This is a genomic window from Mesorhizobium sp. M0909, assembly GCF_040319515.1.
Classification (GTDB): Bacteria; Pseudomonadota; Alphaproteobacteria; order Rhizobiales; family Rhizobiaceae; genus Mesorhizobium.
Genome location: NZ_JAMYOA010000011.1, coordinates 119,944 through 145,029 on the forward strand (window position 1 = coordinate 119,944; position 25,086 = coordinate 145,029).

The window sequence follows — 25,086 nt, forward strand, 5'->3', positions numbered from 1 at the left end:
GGTCTAGCCGCCCCGTCTCAATGGCATCCCGGATCGCCCGGTGGATCTGCGTCGCCAGTCGCGGGTGGCGGGGCAGCCACAGGGTGGACATTTCAGCCCACATGGAAAATGATCATCTTGCCATGCACAACACTGCAGTGCTCTGATTTCGACGAGTAGCTTGAACGTAGAAGCGGATCAACCGGCCTCCGGGTCCAGCGAGCGGGGACGCAAATGGACACCCTAGAGAATGGGCAATTGCATCGCGACGCGGGCGGGCGAGCCCGTCGATCGGCCGACTGGCTTGCCCGCGCCGCCGTATCGGCGACATTCCTGCTCGGCATGGCTTTCAGCACTGCGTTTGCGCAGGACCAGCAGCTACCCGTGGTGACGGCGGCCAAGCCAGTGGTCCGTGAAATCGTCGAAGACGACGAGTTCGTCGGGCGCTTCGAAGCCGTCGACCAGGTCGCCATCCGTTCGCGCGTCAGCGGCTATCTGGACAAGGTCAGCTTCCAGGACGGCGCACTGGTCAACAAGGGAGACCTGCTCTTCACCATCGACCAGCGTCCGTACCAGGCGGCTTATGATGCCGCCAAGTCGCAAGTGGACGTCGCCAAGAGTCTGCTCGAATTCTCCAAGATGCAGCTGGATCGCGCCGACGAACTCGCCAAGACCGGCAATATCTCAACCGCGACGCTCGACGACCGCCGGCGGGAATACCTTTCGGCGCAGGCGCAGATGCAGGGCGCGACAGCTGCGCTGACGACGGCTAGCCTGAACATGGAATTCACCGAGATCAAGGCGCCCTTGTCCGGCCGCATCGACCGCCGGCTGGTGTCGGTCGGCAACCTCGTGCAGCCGGATTCCACCTTGCTGACGACAATCGTTACGCGCGATCCGATTGACTTCTATTTCGACGTCGATGAGCGCCTGTATTTCAGCTACGCCCGGGACGCGAAGGAGCGCGGCGGCAGCATGCAGGAAGGCGCCGGCGGGCTCGAGGTGGTGGTTCGCGTCGCCGACCGCGCGGAGGCGGTATTCAAAGGCAAGCTCGATTTTGCCGAGAACCGGATCGACAACGCGACCGGCACCATGCGGGTGCGTGCAAGGTTTCCCAACACCGACGGCATTCTCCAGCCAGGCATGTTCGGGCGCATCAACGTGCCGGGGTCGCTGCCGCATAGCGGCGTGCTGGTGCCCGACGAGGCGATCGGCGCCGATCAGGATCGCCGCATCGTGTTCCTGGTGGATGAGGCCGGGATGGTGTCGGCGAAGCCCGTGCGCACCGGCCCGCTTCTCGACGGCTACCGGGTGATCCGCGGGGGCCTGACCGGCAACGAGACGATCATCGTCAACGGGCTGATGCACGCCAGGCCCGGCACCAAGGTGAAGGTCGAAATGGTGACGTTGCCGCCCAAGGCCGAGATCGCCGAGTTGCAGCAATGAGGTTCGCACATTTCTTCGTCGACCGTCCGATCTTCGCATCGGTCGTTTCGGTCATCCTGCTGATCCTCGGCGGGATTGCTTATACCCAGCTGCCGGTCGCGCAATATCCCGAGATCGCGCCGCCGACCATCGTCGTTCGCGCGCAGTATCCGGGCGCCGACGCCGAGACGGTCGCAGCGACGGTGGCAACGCCGATCGAGCAGGAGATCAACGGCGTCGAGGGCATGCTCTACATGTCGTCCTATTCGTCGGGCGACGGGGCGATGGCGCTGACCATCACATTCAAGCTGGGCACCGATCTCGACCAGGCGCAGGTGCTGGTGCAGAACCGCGTATCGGTCGCCGAGCCGCGCCTGCCCGAAGAAGTCCGCCGCCTCGGCATAACGACCACCAAGAGCTCGCCCGACCTGATGATGGTCGTGCACATGCTGTCGCCCGACAATACCTACGACCAGCTCTACGTCTCGAACTACGCCCGCTCGCGGGTGCGCGACATACTGCTCAGACTCGACGGCGTCGGCGACCTCATCATCTTCGGCGAACGCGAATATTCGCTGCGCATTTGGCTCGATCCGCAAAAACTGTCCGCCCTGGGGATGACCTCGGGCGATGTGGTGCAGGCGCTGCGCGACCAGAACGTCCAGGTGTCGGGTGGCGCGATCGGCGCGCCGCCGACCAGCACCGGCACGGCGTTCCAGTACACGGTCACCACGCAAGGCCGCTTCAACGACGCACGCGACTTCCGATACGTGATCGTCAAATCGACCGACGACGGCCGCCTGATCTCGCTGCAGGACGTGGCGCGCATCGAGCTCGGCGCCAAGGATTACGTCACCAACTCCTATCTCAACGGCAAACCGGCGGTGGCGCTCGCCATCTTCCAGCGGCCGGGCACCAATGCGCTTGCCGCAGCGGCGGAAATCCAGGACAAGATGAAGGAGCTTTCCCGCGACTTCCCGAAGGGGTTGAGCTACGACATCGTCTACAATCCGACCGAGTTCGTCGCCGAGTCGATCCGGGAGGTCTACAAGACAATCCTGGAGGCGATGCTGCTGGTCATCATCGTCATCATCGTCTTCCTGCAATCGTGGCGCATGGCGATCGTGCCGATCGTGGCGATCCCCGTGTCGCTGATCGGCACGCTGGCGGTGCTTTACGCCGCCGGCTTCTCGCTCAACATGCTGACGCTGTTCGGCCTCGTTCTGGCGATCGGCATCGTCGTCGACGATGCGATCGTCGTGGTCGAGAACGTCGAGCGCAATATCGCCAGAGGGCTGGCGCCCAATCCGGCGTCGCACCTGACCATGGACGAAGTCGGAACCGCGGTCATCGCGATCTCGCTGGTGCTGATAGCCGTGTTCGTACCGACAGCCTTCATCCCCGGCATTTCTGGGCAGTTCTACCTGCAGTTTGCGATCACCATCGCGGTGTCGACGGCGATCTCGGCATTCAATTCGCTGACGCTTTCGCCAGCGCTGGCCGCACTGCTGTTCAAGCCGCACCACGCCGCGGCGGCGCCGCCGCGCTTTTTCCTGGCGCGGTTCGGACGGGCGCTCGCCGAGGGCTTCAATCGCGGCTTCGACAGGGTCGCCCACTGGTATTCGAGCATCATCCGCGTGCTGATCGGCTCGTGGATAACGATCGCCGCCATGCTGGCTGTTTTCGCGGGCCTCATCTACGCCACGGTCTACCTGGTGCAGGCGGTGCCGCGCGGTTTCATTCCGTCGCTTGACCAGGGCTATGCGATCGTCGTCGTCCAGTTGCCGGACGGCGCGTCTTTGTCGAGGACCGATGCGGTCATCCAGCAGGCGTCGCAGATCATCCAGAAAACGCCCGGCGTCGACTACGCAGTCGCCTTCGCCGGCTTCTCCGGCGCGACCTTCACCAACGCTAGCAATGCGGGCGTGATCTTCGCCAGGTTCAAGCCGTTTGACGAGCGACTGAAAGCCGACCAGTCGGCGACCCAGGTCATCGGCAATCTGTTCGGCAGCCTGCAAAGCATCAAGGAAGCCTTCATTATCGCACTGCCGCCGCCGCCGATCCGCGGCGTCGGAAATGCCGGCGGCTTCAAGCTGCAGATCCAGGAGCGCAACAGCGCCGATATGCGGCAGATCCTGGCGCTTGCCTACGAAATCGCCGGCAAGGCCAACAAGACGCCGGGGCTGACGGGCGTGTTCACCACCTTCTCCGTGTCGAGCCCGCAATTCTTCCTGGCGATCGATCGCGACAAGGCGCGCATCCTGAACGTGCCGATCCCCAACATCTTCGAGACGCTGTCGATCAATTTGGGCACCGCCTACGTCAACGACTTCAACGCTTTCGGGCGCGTCTACCAGGTGCGGGCGCAGGCCGACCAGGCGTTCCGCCTAGATCGCGCCGACATCTTGAAACTGAAGGTGCGCTCGGCGACCGGCGCGCTGGTTCCGCTCGGCACGTTGGTCGAGATCCGCGACGCCACCGGCCCGGCGCTGGTCCAGCGCTACAACATGTACGTCTCGGTGCCGCTGCAGGGCAACGCCGCGCCCGGCGTTTCCACAGGCGACGCGCTGGCATTGATGGAAGGGATCACGGCAAAGACGCTGCCGGCCGGTACCTCCTATGAATGGACCGAGCTCGCCTATCAGGAGCGCAACACCGGCAATGCCGCTCTCTATATCTTCGGACTTTCGGTGCTGTTCGTGTTCCTGGCGCTGGCGGCGCAATATGAAAGCTTGGTGCTGCCGTTCGCCATTGTGCTGGTGGTGCCGCTCGGCGTGCTCGCGGCGTTGCTCGGCGTGTCGTTCCGAGGGCTGGACAACAACATCCTCGTGCAGATCGGCCTCATCGTGCTAATCGGGCTTGCCGCCAAGAACGCGATCCTGATCGTCGAATTCGCGCGGCAGGCGCAGGAACGCGGGCTGTCGGCCGCCGAGGCTGCCGTCGAAGCCTGCCGGCTCAGGCTGCGGCCGATCCTGATGACCGCCTTCTCGTTCATCCTCGGCGTCGTGCCGCTGATGATCGCAACGGGCCCGGGCGCAGAAATGCGCCAGTCGCTCGGCACCGCGGTATTCTCCGGCATGCTCGGCGTCACCTTCGTCGGCCTTTTCCTGACGCCGGTGTTCTACGTCACGCTCAGGTCGCTGTTTTCGCGGCGCAAGCCCCGTGCCGAGGCCGAGCCTTCGCGGCCGGCAGGGGCGCCAGCGGAGACGGCCGCCGAGTAGGATTACGAATTCGCCGCGTCGGGCGCGGCCTACCACTCCAAAAAATCGGCGCGGCGCGGCAACGGCCACGATCTGCGCGACCTCGGCGTCGAGGTGCAGCGGAGACCCTGCTCGGTCTGAGCCAGCAATCCAGCCCAACAGCCGCATCTAGTTCAGGGAGACGATGCCGGGCGGCGAGGGCAATGCGATCTTCTATCTGGTCGGCCAGGCGGGGCTTAAGGGCGCAACCGCGACCTCCGGAGTCCTCGCTTGCGGTGTCTGCTTTCTCGGTCGGCGGCTACGTGCGAACTAATCTGTTTCGGCCGTACTTGATGGACGCGCTGGCAGCGGCCTTGCGAACGGCAGGGGCTCGCCGCATACGCGCCGCTATTGGCGGGACAACCCGACTCCAGCGAATGACGAGCGACTGTCCCTGGCCACGGATGTCGACCTTCACTGGGACGCTGAGGCGCGACCGATCCGTGAATGGTGCGCCGATGCACAGCCGCTGTCGAGAAATCGCCAATCCCGGTTGAGGCTCCACGACCTTAGCTAAGCTCCAGAACGTACCGGCAATTCGCCGATCTGGAGATATGAAATGACTTACGCAATCATAGGCGCCGGGGCCGTCGGTCAGGCGCTCGCGAAAATGTTCGCCCGCAAGGGTATCGAAGTGGCCATAGCAAGCACACGTGCGCCCAAGGCGCTCGCGCCGCTCGCAACGGCCATCGGAACCACGGTCATCCCCAGCTCCCTGAACGAAGCTATCAAGGCCGATATTATCCTGCTGGCTGTTCCGTTCTGGGCGCACGGGGAGGTTGCGAACACTGCCAAGGACTGGGGGGCAAGATCATTATCGATGTGACGAACGCCCACGGCGTCTGACCAAGCGATTTGGGCAGCCTCCCGTCTTCGGCCGTGGTCGCCAAGGCGTTTGGCGCTGCCGCGCTTGTCAAGGCGTTCAACCACCTGCCTGCAGGCGTCCTTGCTCAGGAGCCCTCCATCGACGGCTGGCGGCGAGTGGTTTTTCTCTCCAGCGACAAGGACAGCGCCCTTCCGGTGGTGTCCACGCTGGTCGAGCAACTCGGCTATGCACCGGTCAACCTTGGAAGGCTCGCAGAGGGTGGGCTGCTCATTCAGGCGCGAGGAAACACTTGGGCGCCTTTAATTTTCAAAGATCTCTTCAAGAAGCAGGCTTGAGCCATGTATGATCGTGTAATATGGCCTGACCATTTCGACCCGAAGATTTCGTCGATCTACGCGCTCAATGACATTGACGTGAAAGCCCCGCCTGAAGTGGTGTGGGAGCTGTTGGTCGACGCCAAGAACTGGTCGAGCTACTTTCCTCCTGAGGATCAGGTTAAGATCCTGACCGGTGAGCCTAAACTGGCGCTCGGAACCAGATTCAGTCGGGTGACAGTTGGATTTCCGATGAGCCTTGTCGTGACGGAGTGCGAGCCCGGCCACAGGCTCGCGTGGAAAACGGTGGTCGACGGCGACGAGACCGGCTCGACCGCCTATCACGGTTGGGTCATCACTCCCACGGACACGGGTTGCCATGTGCTGACGGAAGAGACGCAGCAGGGCCCTTGGTTCCTCGACGTGCTCGGACACAAGCACCCCGGTGGGCTCTACCGCTATCATCAGCAGTGGGTCGAAGACCTTGCTCGCGCTGCCGAGGCGGAAGCGGCGAGGACGGCACGCTAATTCCGCATCTGCGTCTTCTTCGCTCGCGGCTGATTTTAGGGCCTCCGCCTTAGGAACATCCCCGCGATAAGAAGCGGTCACGTGCTTGCATGACACGCTCTCTATTGGCGAATGCCCGCTTCGCCAAGGCAGGCGCGCAAGTTGTGGATGTCACGGCTTTGGCACGAACTCGAGCAACGGCGCGTAGGGCGGCCCCACAAGCGGTGGATAGCGGCGGTAGGTGTTGTAGACCGCTCCGTCCTCCATCGCGAAGACGCTCCACCCTGCGCTCACCGACACGGCCGACTGGAGGTCCGGCGCACCGACGTCGTCGCGGTAGTCCTGCAGCCATTGCGGGGCCCTCGCGGAGGGGAACAGCGCCAATACACCGATCGCGACACGGAGAGTCTAAGCGACGAAGACCGGCATGGCCGAGGCAATTATCTTGCTGATGGTATCTTGCTGATGGGAGTAGACGAGGAGAGAGGAACCGCCCTCTCTCCGCGCGTTCTTACGGACGAACGCTGATGACTGTCTTTCCCGTGCGTCGCTCGGTTGAGTTGAAGGTGGCGACGGCGTCATCCATGCTCGAGACCTTGCCGATGTTCGTCCGCAGTCGTCCATCCCGGATCCGCTGAACTATCTCCGAAAGCTGGGCTCGATCAGCCTCGACGACGAAGTCAACCGTCAGGCCATCTGCAGGTCGAATATCCGTTGGTCCGACGACTGTCACAAGCGTTCCTCCGGCCCGGACCAGCGTGGCGGACCGTTTCTGAATATCGCCGCCGATGACATCGAACACCAGATCGACACCGCCGACCTCTTCCAGGGTGTCATTCCCGAGATCGATGAATTCATTTGCACCGAAGTCGAGCGCCTTCTGGCGGTCGGCGGCGCGTCCGGTGCCGATGACATAAGCTCCGGCCTCCCTTGCAAGCTGCGCCACCATCGAACCGACGGCACCGGCCGCGCCATGCACGAGAACGCTCTGCCCCGCCCGAAGGCGGCCGTGCTGGAACAGTCCCTGCCACGCGGTCAGGCCGGAGATCGGTAAGCTTGCGCCAACCGTGAAGTCGACGTCGCCGGGCAGCGGTGCGAGATTGCGTGCCTCCATGGCGACATACTCGGCGAGCGTGCCGTCGCGATGCCAGTCGGCGAGGCCGAACACCCGCTGATCGATCGAAAGCCCCGTGGTGCCGTAGCCGAGGGCCGTGACCACACCGGCCAGCTCATGGCCGAGGATCGACGGCGTCCGGTCATGGAAGGCCCGATCGGCCCAGGTCGAAGGCCACTCCAGTTCGGTGTTGACGAATCCCGCCGCATGAACTTGTACGACGACATCGTTTATTGCCGCCTGCGGTTCGGGCCGCTGCCCCAGCTTCATTCCGGCCGTTCCTGCAGCCTGGTCCGTCACTACGATCGCTTTCATGGGAATTGTCTCCTCAGTGATTTGTTGGTTCGGGGTAAATTGCTGGCGTGGAAGGTCTTTTCGATCTCTCACGCAGTTAGACTAGGTCCCCATAAAGGCATGTCATCACGCCGAGCCGCAGCACGCCCTCGTTGCCGGTCGAGGTAATATCGCTACTTCAGCGCCGCCGACAGGATTCCAATGACGGTCTCATCGGTATCGGCGAGCCGCGAAACCATGCTAAGCCGCCGCCCTGTACGAAAGGACGACATCTGTGAGCGAACTGACCGTGGCCGAGGCGACCGAAAGTATCTATGCCTCGCTCTGGGCGGGCAATGCCGACATCGACGCAGGTATCGCGACGCTCAAGGCAGCGCTCACACGAGAGGGGATAAAACAGGCGGTGTTCGATCCGACCAAGTTGGCGCAGAACAATCGCTCGGGCCGCAAGTTGATGCAGGCTTATTTTCGGCAGCGCGGCGTGAGCGTGAGGTTTTCGGTAAAACCGAGCGCGGGCGATCTCAGGCGCGCCGTTGGGAGTGATGGGCCGATCCGGCGATTTGCCAACTGTAGTCGGGACTGCGCCGCATACCAGACATGAGACCATGCCGCGCTGCACGCTCACAGATGAACCCTCGCAATCCTGAAGCCGGAGGGACCAGCAAGAGCGCCGAGCAGCAGAGGCGCTCGGCCGAAGCGTCTCTCCAGCTGCCGTGCTTCAAACTATTGCAAGACGTTCAAATTTGACCTTCCGCATTCATGCTCTGTCGAGCGTATCTCTAATAGGCGCTTAAACCTTCTGCGCCGTAGGTTTTTGTCGGGCTGAATCGCCGTCAGCGACGATGACGACGAAATAGGAGAACGCAAATGGCTCGCAATCACGTTGAACGTCTTAGAGAATTCAGGGAAATTCTGGTCGCGACTCGACGCGAAGGAGTCCGTAACGTGCACCATACTCGCGACGCAATGCGGGCAAGTGGCTTTCAAATTGGCGACAGCGATGGCTCCAGCTACGGAGTCGAGCTGAAGGTCCTCCAAGAGGAAATCGAGGCAGTCGATCGCGCCATCGAAGACGAGAAGCGGTTGGCCTTGACACTCGAGAGCGCGGCCCAATCCCGCCGGCCGATTAAGCCGAGAGTCGTGAAAGGAACATAGAATCAGGTACGAATCGCTCCTGGTCGTTCGAACCTGTCCAGCATCTTCGCGCGCGCCGGCATGGCCCACACGCCACGTTTGGAAGGCGCGACGCCGCAGCGTATCAGGGTCTGCGCAAGACCGACTGCAGCGCCGACTCCATCCACCACGGGAATATCCTGCTTGCGCTGGAGCGGCGGATGCAAAATCAGCCATGCCCGCGCAACCCAGCGCAACCCCCTCCGCCCCCAGCCTGATGCCTTCGAGTATGAGCTCCGAAATTCGTTCGGACGCACCACTCTCGGATTTCTCGAGCTCGAGAACCGGGATGTCGGAAGAAAACACACGGCGGCAGCGATGGGAGAATCCGTACCGCCGGATGTTGTCTTCAATGAGCGGTGCGGAACGCGACAGAGTTGTCACCACACAGAAGCTGTGAGCGACAAGGCTGACGGCATGGAGCGAGGCCTCGCGAACGCGCCACGCGCAAGGTTGGGAGGCGTGGGTGGATTGGGACGGCTACGCGTTCCAGACCGCGCGGGCCGCACTCAGCAATAAACGGACAATGCCGCTCTTTCGAGCGAATCGATCCTGATAAGAGCGATGGATCCTGACAAGAATGGCGGCGTTCGCCCGCTACCATCCTTGCTTTTCTTACGTGAATTACCTATTGTAGGTACTTCAAAGGACGTACGGCGATGAAACAATTCACATTCTCGGACATGAACCGCGTGTCAGGCGAAATCCTCGAAACGGCATTGATTGAGCCGGTGGCCCTGACCAAGCGCGGCAAGGAAAAGCTCGTCATCCTGTCCGCTGCTCAGTACCACCAGCTCGTCGGCCAGCCGCATTCGGTCGCCTATACGCTCGAGGACGCGCCGGATGAAGTCCACAATGAACTCATGAATGGACTGGATGCAATAATTTCTGGCGACAAGCCCGATGCTTAAAGCCGGCGATCTGCTCCGATATTATTACCTATGGGCGCGGGAAGCAGACGCTGGCGAGGAATCCGGACGCAAGGCGAGGCCAGTTTGCGTCGTTGTCCGGACGCCAGCGACGCCCGCAGCCTTGTTTCTCTTTTCCGCTGACGTCGCAAAAACCCCGGTCGCGCCCGCATCTTGCCATCAGCGAAATCGAATGCCGCCGCGGCGGCCTCGACTATCCGTCATGGCTGATCCTGGACGAAGATAACCGGGTGCAGGTCGATGAAGCCTATGATCTGGTGGCGACGACGCCGATCGGCGCGTTCAGTCCCGCATTTCTCCGCAAGATTGCTGGCGCGATAAAAGAGACGGCGGCGCAGCGTCGATTGCGCGGCATCGTTCGCCAGTAGCCAGACCGATTTTCTTGGCAGGCCTCGGGTCATTACCGCATCGAGCGGGCCAGGGTCGGAGCGAGGGCGCCCCAGCGCGGGATGCGACCGGGTGCGAAGAGATCACGGTGCTGCGGCACGCCCTGGGCGGCGCGGACCGGAGGACTGCGCATGAGTTACGACCTTTCGGCATACGCTCCGGTGCTCCACATCGCTCCAACACCCGCTGCTTCTGCTCGGCCTCGAACGAGGCCATGATCTGCGCTCCCTGGCGCGTCGCCCCCTGGAGGACGGCGAGCCCCGTTGGCCGAAAGCGCAAGATATGTGATGCGGCTGCAGGGCTTGGCCGTCAGAAAACGTCATCACTACAGGCTGGGACAGTCTGGGCCAAAGACCACCTGTGCAACATGGTGCCGATCCGTCTATTGACGAGCAGGCGTATGCCCGCCGAGATCAGGCCAGTCCCGGCAAATCCCGATATCATCTGGCTGGCTGGAATGATCTTTTCCATGAGCACGAACATCGTCAGTGCGGCGATTCATGAAGCCGCCGACGAAAAGAAGAATTTGAGACTCAGCAACAGCCGACGCAAACGATCCCGTGCCGGGGCACTCATGCGGAATGCTTCGAGGGCATCGTTGCGAAAGCCCCCTGCCTCTGGATGAACAGAAGCGGTGCCTGACACTGTGCGAGGCAAGCCCTTTTCAGCGGCGTAGCGAGAATCAAGAAGGAGCCACCAAGGAAATTGCTGGCACTCGCCATCATGGGGTTAGCAGAGCAAAGCGTTCACGCGCCCCACTGACGATAGAGCAACTCGGAGGCGGCAGGCCGCTGCCTCAGGCACATCCTTTTGCTCCGACCAACGAGCAACTCAGCCCAATGGCACTGACGCCATCGGTGATTCCAGTCGCGCCCTGCCCGGCCGACCTTTGAGGCATTTCGGGTTCGCCTCCTGATCGGCGGCCGGCCTCGGCAAGAGAGATCGGCAATCAATATCGGCAATTATGCTGACTTGTGGTCTCGAATGCCTTACATTGCAGGCAATTGAGAACTTTGAGATCGGCAAATAATGCTTGAAACCCCTGCCCGCATCGAGCCACTGTTTTTTGGCGACGCGGTACCGACCGTCCTGGCAGATCTCGCGATCGAGTTGCAGAAGGCCGCCGATGACCTCGGCCGAGGCCTGCATCCGGAATCGGCTGCCGAACTAGCCGATCTCGTGCGCGTCATGAATTCTTACTATTCGAACTTGATCGAAGGCCACAACACCCGACCTCGAGATATCGAGAGTGCATTGGCCGGAGCCGAGATTGATCCCGAACGCCGCCCTCTCGCCTTGGAGGCCAAGGCCCATGTCGAAGTTCAGAGGATGATTGATGGTCTCGGTTTGCGTGGGGAACTGCCGAGCCCGACTTCGATCGATTTCATCCGGTGGGTTCATCGTGCCTTTTACGACGGGATGCCAGAGGAATTCCGGTTCATCGACAATCCTGACGGCACCAAGGCCGCCGAGATCGTGCCCGGCGAGTTTCGGTTGTCCGCAGATCATGATGTCGTTGTCGGGCGCCATCAGCCGCCATCGTCTGACAGGATGGTGGCCTTTATGGAGTATTTCCAGAAGCGGTTTGCGATGGCCGAAAGGCAGGCCAGCCTGCGGATCATCGCGATTGCGTCAGCTCATCATCGCCTCAATTACATCCACCCGTTTCCAGACGGCAACGGCCGCGTCAGTCGGCTGATGTCTCACGCCATGGCGCTCAAGGCCGGGATCGGCGGCAAAGGCCTGTGGTCGATATCTCGTGGTCTCGCTCGTGGACTGAAGGATCGGGGCGAATACAAGCGCATGATGGATCACGCCGACAGCCCAAGACAGGGCGACCGCGACGGCCGAGGAAATCTTTCGGAATCAGCACTCAAGGATTTCGTCGAATGGTTCCTGACAGTCGCGCTCGACCAGGTGCGGTTCTCGACCACGATGTTCGACCTCGGACGGCTCGAGGCTCGCTACCGCGCGCTGGTGAAGGATCTCGTCGACGACAAACGGGCACCTGATCTGGTGGCGGCAGTACTGCGGCACGGTAGGTTGCCCCGCGGCGATGCTAACTTAGTGCTGAAGACATCCGAGCGCACGGCACGGAACACGCTATCGGATCTCGTCGACCGCGGTTTCCTGAAGTCTGACACTCCGAAGACACCGGTGCGGATCGCTTTTCCTCTCGATTTCAGGGAACGGCTGTTTCCGAATCTCTTCACCGATGCCGAAGTCAATGTTCCCAAACCGCCCTCACTGTCTTTCAGTTGAGTGGAATTGTAGCAAGTTGCAGCATCGGGAGGGCCGCTTGCGGCGCCCAATTATGTCAATGGATTGCGATCCTATGATTTGACGACATGTCGTTGTCGAGGACATATCCCGCCCGACATGCTGATCGCATGGGGATTGGCCGACCGTTTCGCCCCTACAGCGACCTCCCGCCCCTTCCTCCGCGCCAGGATGTGGAGACAAGGGCGGTGCTGAAGGCCTGCATCGCGGCGCAAGCAGCACTGGCGGAACTGTGCGTGTCCGGACAGCTCATTCCCAACCAGGCGGTCCTGATCAACTCGATGCCTCCGCTTGAAGCCCAGGCAAGCTCGGAAATCGAAAACATCGTCACCACGACCGTAGGCTGTTCGCTTCGCCAATGAGTCCGGCAACCAGGTCAGGCGCTCCTCGGCCAATCTCTCAGCAGAACTTCGGCCGCGCCGGAGACCGACGCAACAACTCTGTCGCGAAGACCATCTAGACCTGATGGCCTGGCCCGACTGTCATGCACTGTCAGGCCTTGGCCTTGCGCTTTGCTGGTGCTTTCTTTGGCGGCGTTTTGGCACCCGCCTTGCGGCCGAGACCGGCAGCTTTGGCAAGAGCAGACCGCTGGGCCGCATAGCTGGGCGCTACCATAGGATAGTCCCACGCCAAACCCCACTTGGCTCTGTACTCATCGGGTGTCATCCCAAGCAAGCCCAGGTGGCGCTTCATCGACTTGAACTTGCGCCCGTCCTCAAGGCTGATGATGTATTCGGGAAAGATCGACTTCTTGGGATTTACCGCGGGCGTAAGTATTGGTGAGGGTGCAGCGACCGGCTTAGCCAGGCCAGACAACGCAGAATTAACGCTGGCGATCAAATTCGGCAGATCCGCCACCGGCGTTGCGTTGCTCTGGACATAGGCGGCGACGATATCTGCTGTCAGTCCTAGAAGATCCGCATTTCTCTGCCAAATTGCTTCGTCCATCAAAATCATTCCCTTGTTGATCTCTGGCGTTCCTATTTGGAAAACTCGGCTTGCGCAATTGCAAACAACGATTGTTTGACGCCAGATTACTCTAACGGCCGACTTCGGTGCACTGACGCCTGCCAACCAAAAAAGGAGATCGATCGGCCCGCTCTCGCCGATCGACCCAACTTCATCACGCACGGGCATCGTCGTGCGCTTCGAAGCGGGCGCGGTTCAACTCGGCGCAGACTTTCAAGTTTGTGAACATGGACATGGTCGCCTGCGACGGCCGGAGTTGCAAGGCGACCGATCACGTCTCCGTACTTGCGCACCTTGGAGCCTGGCGCGAGATCGTGCAGCACGAACTTGTCGCCTGTTTCGAGTGACGCATGGAGGTTGAGAACCAGTCCGCCCCGCGCGCCAGGCGTTCGTGCCGAACTCGGACCATGTTGCAATGCAGCATGGACGTTGAAGGAGGAATGTCAACCGTGCGGGAGGAACACGAATTGCGCTGTGCTGTTAGCGAACCCGAGTTGCCAATCTCCCGCTTCAGGTGCTCGTGCAGATGTCTGGCAGCACCGATGGCGAGTTACCCTCGCTTCGCCACGAACGCGATTGGCGGCTGGCTACGCCGACGATCCCGGACGGCGACTCACAGCATCAATCCAGCGCGCGCAGGTGGCGGATTGGCCGGCCACCAGCAATGCGATCTGCGGCTGTGGCGATGGAATTGGCGTCGATGCCGAAGTGGCGGTAAAGGTCACCGATCGTCCCCGACTGGCCAAAGTGCTCGACGCCGAGACTGCGCGTGCGGTGGCCGTAAACTGAGCCCAGCCAGCCGAGTACCGCTGGGTGGCCATCTGCGACGGTAATGATCGCACAATGGGCTGGAAGGTCGGCGAACAGCCGTTCGACATGGCTTCTTGCATGAACAAGGCCGCGCTCACGTGCGCGGCTTGCCGCCGTCCAGCCTGCGTTCAAGCGATCGGCCGAAGTCACGGCCAGAAGACCGACGTCCCGACGGTCCTCTGCCATCATGCCGACCGCCTCGATCGCTTCCGGCGCGACGGCGCCTGTATAGGCGACGATCACCTCGGCATTCGGACCGGGACGCCGCAGCCAATAGCCGCCGTCCACAATGTCCTGCTCGAGCTCACGCTCCATGGGACGAATGATCTGCTCGACCGGGCGCGTCGAGAGCCGTAGATAGACCGAGCCGCCGGTCTCGTCGCGCAGCCAGGTACGCTCCGACTGCACGGCGTCGCCGTCGCGCTGCATATAATCCAGCGCAAAGCGCATAATGACGCCCAACTCGTCGACGAATGCCGGCTCGTAGGCGGCAAGCCCGTCTTGCGCCATGCCGATCAACTGGGTGGCGATCGACTGATGCGCGCCACCCTCCGGCGCCAGTGTGACTCCGGATGGCGTGGCTACAAGGAGGAAGCGCGCATCCTGATAGCAGGCATAGTTGAGCGCATCGAGACCGCGCTGGATGAACGGATCGTAGAGCGTGCCGATCGGTAGCAGCCGCTTGCCGAAGATCGAATGAGACAGCCCGAGCGCCGACAGCAAGATGAATAGATTGTTCTCGGCGATACCGAGCTCGATGTGCTGGCCAGATGGGCCGAATTCCCATTTCTGCGCCGAGGCTATGCGTTCGCTACGGAACGTGTCGGCAAGCGAGCGATGCGCGAACAGGCCGCGCCGGTTGACCCAGCGGCCGAGATTGGTTGAAACGGTGACATCGGGCGACGTCGTGACGATCGCGTCGGCAAGCAGCCCGCCGGCCCGTGCAATCTCATCCAGGATCCTACCGAAGCCGACCTGGGTGGAAATGCTGCCCTTGGCTTCCGGGCCGAGACGATCGGGGACGAGGATGCGCTGGGCGTGTCGGCGGCGTCGGCCTTTCGCGGCGAAAGGCACCGCATCGAGGAAGCGTCGGAGATCAACCTTGCCGATGTCCAAGCCTTCGAAGGGATCCCACTCCCGCCCCTCACCGATTGACATCGAAGCGCGAAAGGCTGCCATCTGATCCTTGGTCATCAGCCCGGCATGATTGTCTTTGTGGCCGGCCAGCGGCAGGCCGAAACCCTTGATTGTATAGGCGATGAAGCAGGTCGGCCGGTCGTTGTGGCGCGCCGTCTCAAAAGCTTCAATCAGGCACTGCAGGTCGTGGCCACCGAGATTTGTCATCAGCGCTGCGAGTTCGGCATCGGATCGCCGGTCGAGAAGTGATCTCACGACCGGCTTTTCGCCGATATCGGCAAGCAGCCGCTTGCGCCAGGCGCCGCCGCCTTGAAAGGTCAGGGCCGAATAGAGCTGGTTCGGACAGGCATCGATCCAGGCCTTCAGCGCCTCGCCGCCCGGTTCGGCGAAGGCGGCCTCGAGCAGCGAACCATATTTCAGGATCACGACGTCCCAGCCGAAATTCCTGAAGATACTTTCGAAGCGTTCCCAAAGGCCCTCGCGCACAACCGCGTCGAGGCTCTGGCGATTGTAGTCGACGACCCACCAGCAATTGCGCAAGCCATGTTTCCAGCCTTCCAGCAGCGCCTCGAAGATATTGCCTTCGTCCATCTCGGCATCGCCGAGCAGCGCCACCATCCGGCCCTCGGGCACGCTTTCGTCGCGGGCTCTGAGATAATCCTGCACCAGAGAGGCAAACAGCGTCTGCGCGACGCCGAGGCCTACGGAGCCGGTAGAGAAATCGACGTCATCGACATCCTTGGTCCGCGACGGATAGCTTTGCGCGCCACCGAAGGCGCGAAATCCTTCGAGCTTCTCCCTCGTCTGATTGCCCAGGAGATACTGGATGGCGTGAAACACGGGCGAGGCGTGCGGCTTCACTGCAATGCGGTCGTCCGGCCTCAGCACGAAGAAATATAGCGCGGTCATGATCGTCGCCAGCGACGCCGAGGATGCCTGGTGTCCGCCAACCTTCAGCCCGTCGGCGTTCTCGCGCAGGTGATTGGCGTTATGGATCATCCATGTCGACAGCCAGAGCACCTTCTTCTCCAGCGCCGAAAGGGCCTCCAGTTTTTGTTTGTCCATGCTGCAAGACTCCCGGTTGCGATCGTCGCAATCATAGGACTGAGCAAAAACCGATTGTCGCTAAACTTGCATGAGGTTGGCAGCTGCGTTAGCTGGTTTTGGCAATATCGACCAATGGAGTAACGTTTCATGCCAAAACGCCGACTGGACGATATCGACCGAAAGATCATTGCCGCGCTGCAGGTCGATGGCAGGATGACGGCGCAGCAGCTTGCTGAGCGAGTCGGCCTTTCGGCGTCGCCTTGCGCCCGCCGGGTCCGCCTGATGGAGGATATGGGTGTGATCACCGGCTATGCTGCCCTGATAGACCAGGACATGGTCGATCTGCCGATCTCGGTGTTTGCCTCGATCAAGCTTGAGCGCCAGCGCGAGAACGAGCTGAAGCGGTTCAATGCGGCAATCGCGCGCTGGCCGGAGGTCGTCGATTGCTATCTGATGACTGGCCAGCGCGACTATTTGTTGCGTGTGGTGGTGCGCGACCTGCACGCCTATGAGCGCTTCCTGAAGGAAAAGCTGACGCGGCTCGATGGCGTCTCCTCGATCGAGTCCAGCTTCGCGCTTGCGCAGATCAAGCGGTCGAACCGGCTGCCGGTCGAGACATGATTTTCTCCAAACGTTGGCAAGTCAATCGCTTAGGTTTGGCTGACAGGTAGGTGCTCCATCGCCGGTATGCACGAACTTGTCTGCCAGACAGCATGTTCGTTCGAGGCGCGACGCCCAAAAAGCGGATGGCCCTCGGTCAGGCCAGCCGCTTGATTGGCGTTTCCGTCCAAAGCACTGGGTCGGTCATGCGGTAGAATTGTCGCGTCGCGGCCAAGGCAGACGGGCCGACGTCGACCATCACGCCGATGATGGTCATGTCATCGCACTTGAATGAAGACCCAAGCTGCCTTGGGCGCCAGCCGATCGATGCCAAGCGGTCGAACCAATACTCCTCACAGACAATCGTCAGATTGCTTATGCCTCTTTGAACGCAGAATTCCAGAATTCCGCAGTAGATCACGCCGGCGGCCTGGCAGGGCCGGCCGGGCTCGCGAAACTCCCGGGCCACGAAAAATCTCGTCCACTCATAGATATCGGCTCGGCGCGGAACGCCATCTTCGGCAAGTTGCGGAAAGATCTCGCTCATCAGATGCGGCCTGAGGCTCGGCACCAGGCGGGATCCGGCAACGACACCCCTTCCCGGCTGAATGCCGAGCAGATGAATCGCCTCTGGTGTATCAAACGGGTCGATCTCGCGACGGTCGGGCCGCCTCAGCTCATGCCAGCCACGTTCATCGACATAGATTTCATGTCGCAGGCGGAAGTAACTGTCGAGATCGCCTCGATAGGCAAAGCTGTTTGACGCGTCGACGACGTGGACCTGAATCATTGCGGTTCCTCGATATGGAACCCCATCCGACCACGCGACGATTGCCCATGAAATACCCAGATCTGAGGATGGATCAAAGTTCGATTTCGCGCCTGCGATAAGCCTCGACGATGGCGTGCACGACGTTGGCGGTGCTGAGCTTCTGCTTGATGTTGCGCAGGTGGGTCGTCACGGTGTTTTCCGAAATACCAAGTATTCGGGAAACCTCCCATGCGGTCTTCCCGCCAGCGACCCACTGCAGGATTTCACGCTCCCGTTGGGAAAGCTTTTGTCTCGGCCGCTTGAGCGAGCTGCCAACGAGTCGCTCGGCAGCCGAGTAGGCATGGCGCGCAAGGGCATGAACGGTGCAGCGCACCGTCGGCGCCAAATCAATTTCGCGTCCGGCAACCGTTACACAGGCCGGATCGCCAAATGACGCCTGGATTGGGATGCATATCCCCTCACAAAGCCCAAACTCTTTTGCCTCATCCATCACCTTTCTGGCATTGCTGTTCGTCAGGCCGTGATGAGCGTCCCTCCAAAGGAACGGCCCGATCGCACCACGGCACAAAGCAACGCAAGGGTCATGGCGATAATGTCCGGCAGCCATGTAGTGGTCGTACCATTCCCCCGGCCAACCGTTGACAAGGATGTGTCCATCCAGCGATCCGGTGTCCTGGCGTGGCAATTCGGTGACCAGACAGGCTGCATAGCCGTGACGTTCAATGCTCTTGCGCAGTTGCCGAATGATTTCGGCGACGCTGCTTGCACGATCGATCAGCGCGGTTGCTTCAAAGATTTGCGTTAACTGGTGCTGTAAGACGCTCGTATGAACCGCCGACATTTCACGCCCCTTCAATGTACTGAGACAAAGAAAGATTAAATAAGTTAGGCTCGACTGCAACCTGCGGCATGACGTTTGACTACTATAGTAGGTGGCACTAAAGGGCGCGTTCTGACTGCCTCGCCGCATGAGGCTGAGGTCGGTTTTTGCTCGCAATCTGAGGTTGCTTCGCCAAGGTACCGGCTTGTCGCAGGAACAGCTCGCGGACCTTGCCGGCCTTGATCGCAATTATGTCGGCAAGCTGGAGCGGGAGGAGAACTCACCGACCATCGATACCTTGGAGGTGCTGGCGTTGGCATTGCAGGTTGACGTGGAGCAGCTCATTCGTCGCAACGCGCCATGATCCACCGGCCAGGAGGGCGAGGATCAGGATTTTCTGCTGCGTCGGGCGCGCGGCGTCGCGGCTGGGGCGTCTTTGCCCGGCCGTTTGGTCAATTCCTCGATGTCGACGCTTAATGCAGTGGCAAGCTTTGCAAGCGACAGAATTGTGGGATTGCGCCGGCCGGCCTCCAGACCACTCAGATAGGCGCGCGTGAACCCTGAACGGAACGACAGTTCCTCTTGAGAGAGGGCTTGTGCGCGCCGAATCCTCTGTACGTTCAAGCCGACAACCACCCGTAGGTCCATGAGGGCATGGTCGTCGCTGCGTACACTTTAGGACGACACACTATAGTGAACATTCGTCATTGACAGGCGCCACCATTGCTGCTTTTCTCACCATATTACGGAACGCTATTCCGAAATAAGGAACGCTAGTGACAGGAAATCTTTCGTTGGAACGTGGCCTTGCGGTTCTCAATGTCCTCAAGGAAGCGGACGAGGCGGTCGGGGTGCGCGAACTCGCCCGCCGCCTTGAGCAGAGTGCTCCCGCCGTGCAGCGAATTCTGAACACCCTGGCAGAGCAGGGCTATGTCGAGCAGTCGCCAGACTCGCGGCGCTATCGGCTGGGTCACTCCGTGCTGGCGCTGGCGCGGAAGGTCCTGGGCAGAGATCGCCTGGTTGGTCTGGCTGAAATCGAACTGCAGGCGCTGGCCGCCGAAGGTTGCTTCAACGCATTCCTCGGCATCAGGCGGGGCAATTGCGGTATTTATCTCCTGACCGTGCAAAGCAAGAGTCCGGTCGTCATTCGCTCGTCACCCGGTGAAACTTTCCCCCTGCACTCCACCGCCTTGGGCAAGGCACTCCTGATGGAGCTGAGCGGCGAAGCAGTGGTTGGAATTCTCGGACAGGGTCCGCTGGAGCAGGTTGCCGTACGCACCGTCACCGACCCGCACAAGCTCGTGGCTCAGATCAGAGCCTCCGAATCTATCGGCTACACAACCTCCCTGGACGAGAACTTTACCGGGCTGATCGCGGTCGGCGCGCCGCTTCGCGATGCATCAGGCACAATCATCGCGGCGATAAGTGTGGCCTACCCGCGGTCTGTGGGACCGCATGTCGAGATCGCCGAGGTCGGAGAGGCAGTAACGGCAGCTGCGGCGCGCATCTCAGCCGGCCTCGGCTTTCCGGAAGCAAGACAGGCTCGGGATTCCCACCATGCTGCTTAACGAGACCCGCCTGAAACAATGCATGACGGCAGCCGGGCTTGATGCCGTCATAGCCACGACGCCGGAAAACGTGACCTATGTGAGCGGCTTCTGGGCGCTGCCGCAATGGATCCGTCGTGGCCCGCAGACCTATGTGGTGTGGCCGGCTCCTGACAAGGGCGCGCCTGAAATCATCGCCAGCACCAGCACGCTCGACCTCATTGCCGATCAGGAAGTCTGGGTAAGCAAGGTGCGGCCCTACGGCGACTTTTACGCCGATGTCGCTTCCTCGACCGCCGTGGACCGCGCCAATGAACAACACCTCCAGCTTCGCGACCTGCCGAGGCATGGCGATGCAATCGCGGCTTTGGTCGCGGCATTGGAAGAAGCCCAGCTCGGCCGCGGGCGGATCGGCATAGACGAGGCGGGGCTCGCGCCAGGATACCTGGAAACCCTGAGAGCTCATTTTCCCAACGCGTCGTTGCTACCAGGCACCGCGTTGCTTCGCGAGGTTCGTGCCGTAAAGACGGCAGATGAAATCGAACGGCTCGGCCAAGTTGCCCAGATTGCCGAACGCTCCATTCAAGCAGCACTCGCCGTTGCTCGGGAAGGCGCCACCGAGGCTGACCTGGCGCGCGCTTTTCATGTCACGACGGTCGAGGAAGGCGCCCTGCCCGTACTGGGATGCATCGGCTTTGGCGAGCGCAGCGCGCTCATGAACGTCCAGCCGTCTGACCGTAAGTTGCGCGCTGGAGAGATCATCCGCTTCGACGTCGGTGGCCGGTTTCGGCACTACCGCGCCGACATTGCCCGCATCGCCACGCTGGGCGAGCCGCCGCCGCAGGCGCATCGGCTTCAGCAGGCGCTGCTGCGCGGCGTTCAGCATGCCTGCGACATTATCCGACCCGGCCTGCCTGCTGCACAGCTCTTCGAGGCGGTGGTGCGTGTGGTCCAGCGCGAAGGAATTGCCCACTACGAGCGCGATCACGTCGGCCATGGCATCGGCCTTGATGGTTATGATGCGCCGACGCTCTCGGCGCGCAGTACTGACGTCCTTGAAGAAGGAATGGTGCTGTGCGTGGAGACCCCCTACTACGAAATCGGCCGCTGGGGACTCCAGGTGGAGGACATGGTGGTCGTTCGCCAGGGCGGAGTGGAGAGGCTGACAGAGACGCACAACGCAATCACCCGGGTGCCGCTATGAGCCGCGCGGCAGGTTTTTCCTGTATTCGATGCGGCGCCTTGTTCCGGATCGATACCAAAATCGACTCACGCGGCTGCCCGATATGCTGCGGCGAAGCACCAGCCAATCTTCGGGTCGTCTACGATCCATCCGCAGCGACATCGGCCGCTTCCGCAGCGGGTGCCGCGCTCCCCTCGCTTTGGCGGTATGCCGACACGCTTCCTTGTGGCCTCAGCGATGCAATCTCCCTGGGCGAGGGTCTGACGCCGCTGTTGAGCGCCGAGAGGCTGGGAAAGCAGCTCGGCGTCCCCAAGCTTCTTATCAAGGACGAGGGCGCAAACCCGACGTGGTCGCACAAGGACCGCTTCTCGACCGTGGCGGTGTCGATGGCACGTTTGAGTGGCGCTCGCGTCGTGGCGACTGCTTCGTCGGGCAACGCCGGGGCCTCACTTGCCGCCTATGCTGCACGGGCGGGCTTGAAATGCGTCGTTGTCACGTTCTCAGGCACTGCCGGCGCAATGTTGGCGCAGATCCGCAAATACGGCGCCAGCGTCGTATCCCTGGCCGACAAGTCCCATCGCTGGCCATTGCTTGCCGCTGGTACCGAGCGCCTCGGATGGTTTGCGACGTCGCCGTTTCACAGCCCCGTGGTGGGCAGTCATCCTGTCGGGATCGAGGGCTACAAGACCCTGGCTTACGAGATCGTCGAACAGATGCACGGAGCCGTGCCGGACTGGTGCGCCTTGCCTGTTTGCTATGGCGACGCGCTTGCCGGGCTCTGGGCAGGATTCAGGGATCTGCTCAGCCAAGGGAGGATCGATCGGTTGCCGAGACTCCTGGCGGCGGAAGTGCACGGATCTTTGGCCAAAGCGCTTGCCGGCAAGGCCGATCTGGTCGCCGAGGTTCCCGCGGGCTTCGACACGCTTGCCATCTCGATCGGCACCACACGAAGCACGTTTCAGGCGCTCAACGCGCTGCGTGAATCTGGCGGCATGGCGATGCCGGTCGGCAACTTCGGCCTGATAGCCATGCAGCAGCAGCTTGCGGCCACCGAGGGAGTATTTGCCGAGCTTGCCTCGGTGACGCCATTTGCAGCAATTGAATCCTTGAGACGGGAGGGCACGATCGCGCGGTCGGACAGTGTCGTTGCCATCGTGACAGCAAGCGGCCTGAAGGATTTGGATCGTTCGACCGGCCCCGACCAAGCACAACAATCGTTTCGGTCAGTTGCCGAAGCGTGGGAATACATTGGCGAGGACAGTGACTATTTCACGCCCTCTCATCAACAATGCGCGACCAAGATGTCCTGAAGAGAAGATAGAGACGATCATGAACAGATGCGACTTCTGATCGACTGATGATCTCGTCCACAACTGGACGGTATTGCGACTTCCAAAAGCTATCCACGAGAGGCAAATTCAACTCGCTTAGCGAGCGGAACCTCGATTCAAACATGATGAAAGGGGAATTTTCATGCTTCGCAAAACACTCATCGGCTGGCTCGCAGCCCTCGGTGTCGCAACGGCAACTCAGACGATGGCGGAGGAAACTCTGAGGGTTGGCGTCACGCCAACCGGAGTGCCGTTCACGTTTGTCGACACGGCAACCCGAAGGCCGACTGGCGCGATGGTCGATCTGGCAAGTGCGATTGCCGCAAACCTTGGTACCACCGCTGATTTCCAGGTAAACGCTTTTCCAGCCCTGATTCCGGCATTGACGACCAACAAGATCAATCTGATTTCCGCCAGCATGTTCATAACGGACAAGCGCAAGCAGGTGATCGATTTCAGCACGCCGGTTTACGCCTATGGCGAGGCGATGTTTGTTGCTGCCGGCGACAGCAAGAACTACACGATCGAAGAGCTGAGGGGCGAGACTGTCGGCGCGCAGATCGGCTCGACCTACGCCGACGCTCTGGAAGCGCTTGACGTCTTCGGTCAAGTCAAGCTCTACGACTCAATCGCTGACATGATGCGTGATGTGGTCCTGGGCCGCATCAAGGCCGGCTTTGGTGACGCCCCGATCGTTGCATATCAGCTTTCAAAGAACCCCGAACTGGGTGTTCGCCTCGTCGACGGCTACCGGCCGATGAAGAAAGGCGAAGTCGCGTTAGCGGTCGCCAAGGAAAATCCACTGCTCCTCGAAAAGGTGAATGCCTCCATCGCCAAGCTGAAGGAAAGCGGCGAATTAAGACGAATATTTGCCAAATATGGCCTCTGAAGCCATCCCGCATTGAAAACAAGCGCCGGCTGGCAGGACCATAGGATCGCATCGGAATGACCGGCTTTGAGCGCCGGAGAACGTGCCAAGAGGAAGCCGGCCATGACCAATTTCATCGCGCACGCAACGGAATATCTACCGCTTCTTCTTCAAGGCGTTTGGCTGACCGTCATGATAACCTTTCTTGCCCTGTGTCTTGCGACGGCGCTCGGCCTTGTCTGGGCGCTGTTCAGGACATCGGGAATAGGCTGTCTCGCCGTGCCGACGCGGCTGCTTGTCGACTTCGTGCGCGGCATACCACTGCTGGTGGTTCTCTTTTATATCTACTTTGTCGCGCCCGACATCGGCATCAACCTGACCGCGCTCCAGGCCGGCACGATCGGGCTGGGCCTGGCTCACTCCTGCTATCTCGGGGAAACCTTCCGCGCAGGCATCGAGGCGGTCGATAAGGGTCAGGTCGAAGCGGCAAAATCGATCGGGATGAAGCGCCCGTTGATGATGCGCCGCGTCGTGCTGCCGCAGGCGGTCAAGATCATCCTGCCGCCTTACGCCAACAATATGATCATGCTGCTGAAGGACTCCTCGCTTGTGTCGGTGATTTCGGTTCAGGAGTTGACCATGCAGGGTAAGATGCTTGCGTCGTCCACTTTCGACAACATGACAGTGTTTACCTTGGTGGCACTGCTTTACCTGTGCCTGACCGTTCCGCTGAACCTGTTCATGCGCAGAGTCGAGAGCTATCTTGGGGCGGCGGGATGATCACCTTCGACAACGTGCACAAGTCCTTCGGTGCCCACGAAGTCCTCAAGGGGATCAACGCCGAGATCGCCAAGGGGCAGGTCGTATGTCTGATTGGGCCCTCGGGTTCCGGCAAATCGACGCTTCTCCGATGTGTGAACGGGCTTGAGACCTATCAGCGCGGTCGCATCAGCATCGATGGCACCGTGGTGGATGCCGCCTCGCCCCAGGTTCACGCTATCTGCACCCGCGTTTCCATGGTTTTCCAACGCTTTAACCTATTCCCGCACCGCACCGCCCTGGAAAATGTCATGGAAGGGCCGCTCTACGTGCTGAAGGAAAATAGGAACCAGGTCCGCGAGCGGGCGATGGCATTGCTCAATCGCGTCGGCTTGGCCGACAAGACAAATGCCTATCCCGCGTCTTTGTCGGGCGGCCAACAGCAGCGTGTGGCCATCGCCCGCGCCCTGGCGATGCGCCCACAGGCCATTCTTTTCGACGAGCCCACCTCCGCACTTGACCCGGAAACGGTCGGCGAGGTTCTGCAGGTCATGCGCGCGCTCGCAGACGAGAACATGACCATGCTCATCGTTACGCACGAAATTCAGTTCGCGCGCGAGGTTTCCGACAGCGTCCTCTTTCTCGACGGCGGCCGGATCGTTGAGCAAGGTCCGGCCAAGGAACTGCTTCGAAATCCGAGACACGAACGCACTAAGGACTTTCTTCATCGGGTTATGCACCCCGTGTGACTCGGGCGCTGGTTTGTCGCATCCAAC

General features: G+C 61.0%; 24 protein-coding genes and 3 pseudogenes. 18 read left to right on the forward strand and 9 right to left on the reverse strand.

The annotated features are described in order from the left end of the window. Positions 1 to 321: 321 nt before the first annotated feature. The 4 genes and pseudogenes from NKH83_RS18635 (at position 322) to NKH83_RS18650 (ending at position 6,311) form a co-directional block, all read left to right on the forward strand. Positions 322 to 1,425 (forward strand): efflux RND transporter periplasmic adaptor subunit, encoded by a 1,104-nt coding sequence (locus NKH83_RS18635; RefSeq protein WP_352806625.1) that lies wholly within the window; start codon positions 322 to 324, stop codon positions 1,423 to 1,425. Further along, a complete protein-coding gene (locus tag NKH83_RS18640) occupies positions 1,422 to 4,625 on the forward strand; it encodes an efflux RND transporter permease subunit (protein WP_352806463.1) in 3,204 nt (1,067 codons plus the stop codon). Before NKH83_RS18635 ends, NKH83_RS18640 begins: the two co-directional genes overlap by 4 nt. A 577-nt stretch (positions 4,626 to 5,202) precedes the next feature. After that, positions 5,203 to 5,804 (forward strand): annotated as a pseudogene (locus tag NKH83_RS18645) (NADPH-dependent F420 reductase). Between the two features lie 3 nt (positions 5,805 to 5,807). Further along, complete coding sequence (locus NKH83_RS18650) at positions 5,808 to 6,311, forward strand: SRPBCC domain-containing protein (protein ID WP_352806466.1); 504 nt, start codon at positions 5,808 to 5,810, stop codon at positions 6,309 to 6,311. Positions 6,312 to 6,461: 150 nt separating this feature from the next. Here the strand turns inward: NKH83_RS18650 and NKH83_RS18655 are convergent, their stop codons facing one another. After that, positions 6,462 to 6,674 carry a hypothetical protein gene (locus NKH83_RS18655; protein ID WP_352806469.1) on the reverse strand — a complete coding sequence of 71 codons (213 nt, stop codon included), beginning with the start codon at positions 6,672 to 6,674 and terminating at the stop codon, positions 6,462 to 6,464. Positions 6,675 to 6,801: 127 nt separating this feature from the next. Continuing rightward, positions 6,802 to 7,719 carry an NADP-dependent oxidoreductase gene (locus tag NKH83_RS18660; protein WP_352806472.1) on the reverse strand — a complete coding sequence of 306 codons (918 nt, stop codon included), beginning with the start codon at positions 7,717 to 7,719 and terminating at the stop codon, positions 6,802 to 6,804. Between the two features lie 253 nt (positions 7,720 to 7,972). Here NKH83_RS18660 and NKH83_RS18665 point away from each other — a divergent pair. Both NKH83_RS18665 and NKH83_RS18670 read left to right on the forward strand, forming a co-directional pair. Then, a pseudogene (locus NKH83_RS18665) lies at positions 7,973 to 8,197 on the forward strand (hypothetical protein); the annotation flags it as partial. Between the two features lie 368 nt (positions 8,198 to 8,565). Beyond that, positions 8,566 to 8,853 carry a hypothetical protein gene (locus tag NKH83_RS18670; RefSeq protein WP_254818635.1) on the forward strand — a complete coding sequence of 96 codons (288 nt, stop codon included), beginning with the start codon at positions 8,566 to 8,568 and terminating at the stop codon, positions 8,851 to 8,853. Positions 8,854 to 9,075: 222 nt separating this feature from the next. On the opposite strand, the pseudogene NKH83_RS18675 reads toward NKH83_RS18670, so the two are convergent. Continuing rightward, positions 9,076 to 9,258: pseudogene (locus tag NKH83_RS18675) on the reverse strand (aspartate/glutamate racemase family protein); the annotation flags it as partial. Between the two features lie 272 nt (positions 9,259 to 9,530). Between NKH83_RS18675 and NKH83_RS18680 the strand changes: the two are divergent. The 4 genes from NKH83_RS18680 to NKH83_RS18695 all read left to right on the forward strand — a co-directional run bounded on the left by NKH83_RS18680 (position 9,531) and on the right by NKH83_RS18695 (position 12,829). Continuing rightward, entirely contained in the window at positions 9,531 to 9,782 is a 252-nt protein-coding gene (locus tag NKH83_RS18680) for a type II toxin-antitoxin system Phd/YefM family antitoxin (protein ID WP_352507601.1), read from the forward strand. A gap of 92 nt (positions 9,783 to 9,874) precedes the next feature. Next, complete coding sequence (locus NKH83_RS18685) at positions 9,875 to 10,168, forward strand: hypothetical protein (RefSeq protein ID WP_352806477.1); 294 nt, start codon at positions 9,875 to 9,877, stop codon at positions 10,166 to 10,168. 1,129 nt (positions 10,169 to 11,297) lie between these two features. Continuing rightward, positions 11,298 to 12,449, forward strand: a complete 1,152-nt coding sequence (locus NKH83_RS18690; protein ID WP_352806479.1) for a Fic family protein — start codon at positions 11,298 to 11,300, stop codon at positions 12,447 to 12,449. Between the two features lie 206 nt (positions 12,450 to 12,655). Then, complete coding sequence (locus NKH83_RS18695) at positions 12,656 to 12,829, forward strand: Fic/DOC family N-terminal domain-containing protein (protein WP_352806482.1); 174 nt, start codon at positions 12,656 to 12,658, stop codon at positions 12,827 to 12,829. Between the two features lie 130 nt (positions 12,830 to 12,959). Here NKH83_RS18695 and NKH83_RS18700 read toward each other — a convergent pair whose 3' ends face one another. The 3 genes from NKH83_RS18700 to NKH83_RS18705 form a co-directional block, all read right to left on the reverse strand. Beyond that, positions 12,960 to 13,415, reverse strand: a complete 456-nt coding sequence (locus NKH83_RS18700) for a Ros/MucR family transcriptional regulator (RefSeq protein WP_352804612.1) — start codon at positions 13,413 to 13,415, stop codon at positions 12,960 to 12,962. 86 nt (positions 13,416 to 13,501) lie between these two features. Next, on the reverse strand, positions 13,502 to 13,852 hold the full coding sequence (locus tag NKH83_RS31675; protein WP_502895583.1) for a hypothetical protein: 351 nt from the start codon (positions 13,850 to 13,852) through the stop codon (positions 13,502 to 13,504). A 205-nt stretch (positions 13,853 to 14,057) separates the two neighbouring features. Next, positions 14,058 to 16,448, reverse strand: a complete 2,391-nt coding sequence (locus NKH83_RS18705) for a thiamine pyrophosphate-binding protein (RefSeq protein WP_352806486.1) — start codon at positions 16,446 to 16,448, stop codon at positions 14,058 to 14,060. A 129-nt stretch (positions 16,449 to 16,577) separates the two neighbouring features. Here NKH83_RS18705 and NKH83_RS18710 point away from each other — a divergent pair, with 129 nt between their 5' ends. Beyond that, positions 16,578 to 17,051, forward strand: coding sequence for an Lrp/AsnC family transcriptional regulator (locus NKH83_RS18710; protein WP_254818629.1), 474 nt, complete (start codon positions 16,578 to 16,580; stop codon positions 17,049 to 17,051). A gap of 136 nt (positions 17,052 to 17,187) precedes the next feature. On the opposite strand, the gene NKH83_RS18715 is transcribed toward NKH83_RS18710, so the two are convergent. Further along, positions 17,188 to 17,820, reverse strand: coding sequence for an acyl-homoserine-lactone synthase (locus NKH83_RS18715; RefSeq protein WP_352806488.1), 633 nt, complete (start codon positions 17,818 to 17,820; stop codon positions 17,188 to 17,190). A gap of 73 nt (positions 17,821 to 17,893) precedes the next feature. Beyond that, a complete protein-coding gene (locus NKH83_RS18720) occupies positions 17,894 to 18,643 on the reverse strand; it encodes an autoinducer binding domain-containing protein (RefSeq protein WP_352806491.1) in 750 nt (249 codons plus the stop codon). A gap of 127 nt (positions 18,644 to 18,770) precedes the next feature. Between NKH83_RS18720 and NKH83_RS18725 the strand changes: the two genes are divergently transcribed. After that, entirely contained in the window at positions 18,771 to 18,986 is a 216-nt protein-coding gene (locus NKH83_RS18725; RefSeq protein WP_352806494.1) for a helix-turn-helix domain-containing protein, read from the forward strand. 23 nt (positions 18,987 to 19,009) lie between these two features. On the opposite strand, the gene NKH83_RS18730 is transcribed toward NKH83_RS18725, so the two are convergent. After that, positions 19,010 to 19,270 carry a helix-turn-helix domain-containing protein gene (locus NKH83_RS18730; protein ID WP_352689842.1) on the reverse strand — a complete coding sequence of 87 codons (261 nt, stop codon included), beginning with the start codon at positions 19,268 to 19,270 and terminating at the stop codon, positions 19,010 to 19,012. A 146-nt stretch (positions 19,271 to 19,416) separates the two neighbouring features. On the opposite strand from NKH83_RS18730, the gene NKH83_RS18735 reads away from it, so the two are divergent. The 6 genes from NKH83_RS18735 to NKH83_RS18760 all read left to right on the forward strand — a co-directional run bounded on the left by NKH83_RS18735 (position 19,417) and on the right by NKH83_RS18760 (position 25,059). Continuing rightward, the gene (locus tag NKH83_RS18735; protein ID WP_352806497.1) at positions 19,417 to 20,190 is read left to right on the forward strand and encodes an IclR family transcriptional regulator; all 774 of its coding nucleotides are present in this window, start codon (positions 19,417 to 19,419) and stop codon (positions 20,188 to 20,190) included. Next, positions 20,180 to 21,373 (forward strand): M24 family metallopeptidase, encoded by a 1,194-nt coding sequence (locus tag NKH83_RS18740; protein ID WP_352806499.1) that lies wholly within the window; start codon positions 20,180 to 20,182, stop codon positions 21,371 to 21,373. Before NKH83_RS18735 ends, NKH83_RS18740 begins: the two co-directional genes overlap by 11 nt. Beyond that, positions 21,370 to 22,662, forward strand: coding sequence for a threonine synthase (locus NKH83_RS18745; protein ID WP_352806502.1), 1,293 nt, complete (start codon positions 21,370 to 21,372; stop codon positions 22,660 to 22,662). Before NKH83_RS18740 ends, NKH83_RS18745 begins: the two co-directional genes overlap by 4 nt. 226 nt (positions 22,663 to 22,888) lie before the next feature. Beyond that, positions 22,889 to 23,572: a substrate-binding periplasmic protein gene (locus NKH83_RS18750; RefSeq protein ID WP_352806629.1), complete on the forward strand. Its 684-nt coding sequence runs from the start codon at positions 22,889 to 22,891 to the stop codon at positions 23,570 to 23,572. A 102-nt stretch (positions 23,573 to 23,674) separates the two neighbouring features. Beyond that, positions 23,675 to 24,331: an amino acid ABC transporter permease gene (locus tag NKH83_RS18755; RefSeq protein WP_352806506.1), complete on the forward strand. Its 657-nt coding sequence runs from the start codon at positions 23,675 to 23,677 to the stop codon at positions 24,329 to 24,331. Further along, complete coding sequence (locus NKH83_RS18760; RefSeq protein ID WP_352806509.1) at positions 24,328 to 25,059, forward strand: amino acid ABC transporter ATP-binding protein; 732 nt, start codon at positions 24,328 to 24,330, stop codon at positions 25,057 to 25,059. The genes NKH83_RS18755 and NKH83_RS18760 overlap by 4 nt, the downstream gene beginning before the upstream one ends. The last annotated feature ends 27 nt before the right edge of the window (positions 25,060 to 25,086 follow it).

Coding starts and splice junctions, on each gene's coding strand:
- NKH83_RS18635 (WP_352806625.1), top strand. CDS start 322: ATGGCTTTCAGCACTGCGTTTGCGCAGGACCAGCAGCTACCCGTGGTG.
- NKH83_RS18640 (WP_352806463.1), top strand. CDS start 1,422: ATGAGGTTCGCACATTTCTTCGTCGACCGTCCGATCTTCGCATCGGTC.
- NKH83_RS18650 (WP_352806466.1), top strand. CDS start 5,808: ATGTATGATCGTGTAATATGGCCTGACCATTTCGACCCGAAGATTTCG.
- NKH83_RS18660 (WP_352806472.1), bottom strand. CDS start 7,719: ATGAAAGCGATCGTAGTGACGGACCAGGCTGCAGGAACGGCCGGAATG.
- NKH83_RS18670 (WP_254818635.1), top strand. CDS start 8,566: ATGGCTCGCAATCACGTTGAACGTCTTAGAGAATTCAGGGAAATTCTG.
- NKH83_RS18680 (WP_352507601.1), top strand. CDS start 9,531: ATGAAACAATTCACATTCTCGGACATGAACCGCGTGTCAGGCGAAATC.
- NKH83_RS18700 (WP_352804612.1), bottom strand. CDS start 13,415: ATGGACGAAGCAATTTGGCAGAGAAATGCGGATCTTCTAGGACTGACA.
- NKH83_RS18705 (WP_352806486.1), bottom strand. CDS start 16,448: ATGGACAAACAAAAACTGGAGGCCCTTTCGGCGCTGGAGAAGAAGGTG.
- NKH83_RS18710 (WP_254818629.1), top strand. CDS start 16,578: ATGCCAAAACGCCGACTGGACGATATCGACCGAAAGATCATTGCCGCG.
- NKH83_RS18715 (WP_352806488.1), bottom strand. CDS start 17,820: ATGATTCAGGTCCACGTCGTCGACGCGTCAAACAGCTTTGCCTATCGA.
- NKH83_RS18720 (WP_352806491.1), bottom strand. CDS start 18,643: ATGTCGGCGGTTCATACGAGCGTCTTACAGCACCAGTTAACGCAAATC.
- NKH83_RS18725 (WP_352806494.1), top strand. CDS start 18,771: ATGAGGCTGAGGTCGGTTTTTGCTCGCAATCTGAGGTTGCTTCGCCAA.
- NKH83_RS18730 (WP_352689842.1), bottom strand. CDS start 19,270: ATGGACCTACGGGTGGTTGTCGGCTTGAACGTACAGAGGATTCGGCGC.
- NKH83_RS18740 (WP_352806499.1), top strand. CDS start 20,180: ATGCTGCTTAACGAGACCCGCCTGAAACAATGCATGACGGCAGCCGGG.
- NKH83_RS18745 (WP_352806502.1), top strand. CDS start 21,370: ATGAGCCGCGCGGCAGGTTTTTCCTGTATTCGATGCGGCGCCTTGTTC.
- NKH83_RS18750 (WP_352806629.1), top strand. CDS start 22,889: ATGGCGGAGGAAACTCTGAGGGTTGGCGTCACGCCAACCGGAGTGCCG.
- NKH83_RS18755 (WP_352806506.1), top strand. CDS start 23,675: ATGACCAATTTCATCGCGCACGCAACGGAATATCTACCGCTTCTTCTT.
- NKH83_RS18760 (WP_352806509.1), top strand. CDS start 24,328: ATGATCACCTTCGACAACGTGCACAAGTCCTTCGGTGCCCACGAAGTC.